Raw genomic sequence first — 2,710 nt, forward strand, 5'->3', positions numbered from 1 at the left:
CCCCTACCCCCTACCCCCTACCCCCTAATTATGCGCTCTCGCTCTGAAGAATTACTCCCTTGGTATACCCGATTTTGGAATCGGTGCAAGCAATTTCCGGCGATCTTAGCAACTGGAGCAAGTACGCCACCGGAAACTGCTGGTATCGCTGCGGCAGCTTTAATTAGTGCGGCTCTCGGTGCTGTCATAATGATGGCGTGTCACCACCTCGCTCATACATCAGTAGACCGAGAGCAATTTATCGAGTGGTTTGGCAGTTGGATGCCAGGTAGCAATAGTACCGATTCAACGACTGGCAATATGGGCAGTTATGCAGGCGAACAAACGTTGCTGTTAATTGGCTGGCTTGTCAGTTGGGTATTCCTCCACGATCTGCTCCAGCATCGTCAAGTCAGCACCAGAACGATCTTTTTTGGCACCTTTGGGTTATTGGTAGCCGCGATCGTCATGTGTTGGCATCCGCTATTTCCCTATCTCCCTCTACAATAATTGCAGGCAATTAGATTATGCTTACCGACTCCGATATGTTTAGCGACTCCGATTCGACTGCTTCGGGTTTCACTGGCGTACCCGCTACCGAGTTCCATCCTCAGCGCATCTCAGCCAGAGAGCTACATCGATATGTCTGGGGACTGATGGCTGTGTTTAGTGCATTTGCCATTAGTTATCCGATCGCTTGTTGGCGAGTCAGTCAATCCGAGCAGTTTCGCCCCCATCAATCTCACGTCAAATCTTTGGCGACCCCAATCAGGGTATCTGCTAGAAAGTAGGACGTGGCTCGTCCCAACTTAGCAATATCCACCACGCCGGCGATCGATCCCCGATCGCGCGCAAGAATTTATTTGAAATTAAAACTATTAATGCTGAGGGAATCGCACAATTTGGGTGCGATTCCCTCTTGTTTATTCATTAGTATTGTTTTCCCCTAAAGCCTAAAGCCTAAAGCCTGACTTTCGCAGAAAGTCTATTCACGATCGCATCCCCGGACTGAGAAACTGCACCAGTTGCTCGATCGCCGATCGAACCGATTCAGGATTTGTACTCTGGAGCAGTGCCCAAGGTTGCCCAGCCTCAGATTGGACTCTAACTAATGCCGCAATTACCAAATCGAACTTCCAGGCGAGCTGCGAGCGCGATTGTGCTGGCAGTGCCCGTTGTAACACATCCAAAAATGCCTCGATCGATGCCGCAAATTCCCCCTCTACGATACTCTTGAGCGGTTCGGGTTCCGTCCAACACCGCCCCATAAATTGAGTGTGGACGAGCAAGAATTCTTTGTCTTGAGCCAAAAACTCTAGACAGGGTTTGAATAATGCGGTCAAGATTGCTTCTACCGTCGGCACTCGCCCCCCCGCCTGTAGTCGATCGAGCAGTGCCAATTCTTGCTCGACGATCGGTCGCGCAAACCGCTCGACCACTGCTCGAAACAGCTCTTCCTTTGACCCGAAGTGATAGTGAACCGCCGCCAAGTTGACATCTGCCTCACTTATCACATTTCGTAATGTAGTGCCAGCAAAGCCTCGCTCGGCGAAGAGTCGCTCCGCAACATTAATGATTTGTGCTTTGGTATCGATTGTTGTAGTAACCACAATTTTCTGCATTGGTTCGAGTTGTGTCAATTGTAATTGAGAACTTGTCCGTCCCCAGACAATCCCGATCTCGGACTGACGTTGAGGGCGATTTCAGATTCGCACGTTGCAATTTACTAAAATGTCTGCTTTAATTATATCAAACGGACGTTTGAATTAGCACCACTCGACTAAGAACTTAGTCAAATCGATAAAATGCGTTATTGTGCAAGGCTTTTGGCTGTTTAAAAAGCTGTTCGATAGTCTGTCGATCGGGTTCCGATATTAAAACATGCGTTTAATCGATATTAGTACTGCTCGACAGGTAGCTGGACTGACAAATATACAGGTCACAGGAGGGATGGATGACATTGAGATTACGTGAATTGCCACAAGATGTGTCTACTGTCCGCCCGGCGCAGCATCGTAGTTGGCAGGGAATTGTCGATCGAACTCCGTTAGGCTGGCTGCAACTCAAGAAAAGTAAATCGCGGCTGCTGGTCGCATTAGCTGGCATTGGCTTTGCCGATCTGTTGATGTTTGCTCAACTCGGCATTCAAGCCGCATTGTTCGATAGCAATACCATGCTCAATCGCGCTATGGATGCCGATATCATCATCGGCAGCTCTCAATATCGGGACTTAAATCTGGCCAATACTTTACCCCGTCGTCGGCTCTATCAAATTAAAGATATCCCTGGCGTCCAATCTGCCGAACCGCTGTATATATCGACGGTCGTGTGGAAAAATCCGCAGACTCGGCGCAAAACTCAACTTACACTGGTAGGGCAAAGTCTCGATCGACCGGCGTTTGCCATCGATGAAGTCAATCGGAATCTCGATAAGCTCAAGCAACCCGATACCTTTTTGTTCGATCGCTTGAGCCGAGGCACATACGCAGATGTCGTTACCAAAGTTGCCGCCGGACAAGCTGTGAAAACGGAAGTTCAACGTCGCACGATCGAAGTCACCGGACTGTTTTCCCTCGGTGCTTCATTTGCGACAGACGGAACGCTCATCACTAGTCCCGAAACTTTTCTGCGCTTTTTTCCCGATCGCAGTTCCGGACAAATCACCTTGGGACTAATTAAAGTTCAGCCCGGAGTCGATCCCGATCGAGTCCTCGCCCAAATCAAAGCCATC

The 2,710-nt window shown here is 49.3% G+C and carries 3 protein-coding genes and 1 pseudogene; 3 read left to right on the plus strand and 1 reads right to left on the minus strand.

Annotation, left to right across the window (positions count from 1 at the left end):
* Window positions 1-30 precede the first annotated feature (30 nt).
* Together RMO84_RS03325 and RMO84_RS03330 are read left to right on the plus strand one after the other, a co-directional pair.
* Window positions 31-489, plus strand: a complete 459-nt coding sequence (locus tag RMO84_RS03325) for a hypothetical protein (RefSeq protein ID WP_396135759.1) — start codon at window positions 31-33, stop codon at window positions 487-489.
* A 17-nt stretch (window positions 490-506) separates the two neighbouring features.
* The gene (locus RMO84_RS03330) at window positions 507-770 is read left to right on the plus strand and encodes a hypothetical protein (RefSeq protein ID WP_310487028.1); all 264 of its coding nucleotides are present in this window, start codon (window positions 507-509) and stop codon (window positions 768-770) included.
* A 198-nt stretch (window positions 771-968) separates the two neighbouring features.
* Here the strand turns inward: RMO84_RS03330 and RMO84_RS03335 are convergent, their stop codons facing one another.
* Window positions 969-1,601, minus strand: coding sequence for a TetR/AcrR family transcriptional regulator (locus RMO84_RS03335; protein ID WP_310487029.1), 633 nt, complete (start codon window positions 1,599-1,601; stop codon window positions 969-971).
* A gap of 332 nt (window positions 1,602-1,933) precedes the next feature.
* On the opposite strand from RMO84_RS03335, the pseudogene RMO84_RS03340 reads away from it, so the two are divergent.
* Window positions 1,934-2,710: pseudogene (locus tag RMO84_RS03340) on the plus strand (ABC transporter); the annotation flags it as partial.

The organism is Chamaesiphon sp. VAR_69_metabat_338 (assembly GCF_031423935.1).
Classification (GTDB): Bacteria; Cyanobacteriota; Cyanobacteriia; order Cyanobacteriales; family Chamaesiphonaceae; genus Chamaesiphon.

Excerpts from the sequence above, each read along its gene's own strand:
- RMO84_RS03335 (WP_310487029.1), bottom strand. The coding sequence starts at position 1,601 with ATGCAGAAAATTGTGGTTACTACAACAATCGATACCAAAGCACAAATC.
- RMO84_RS03330 (WP_310487028.1), top strand. The coding sequence starts at position 507 with ATGCTTACCGACTCCGATATGTTTAGCGACTCCGATTCGACTGCTTCG.
- RMO84_RS03325 (WP_396135759.1), top strand. The coding sequence starts at position 31 with ATGCGCTCTCGCTCTGAAGAATTACTCCCTTGGTATACCCGATTTTGG.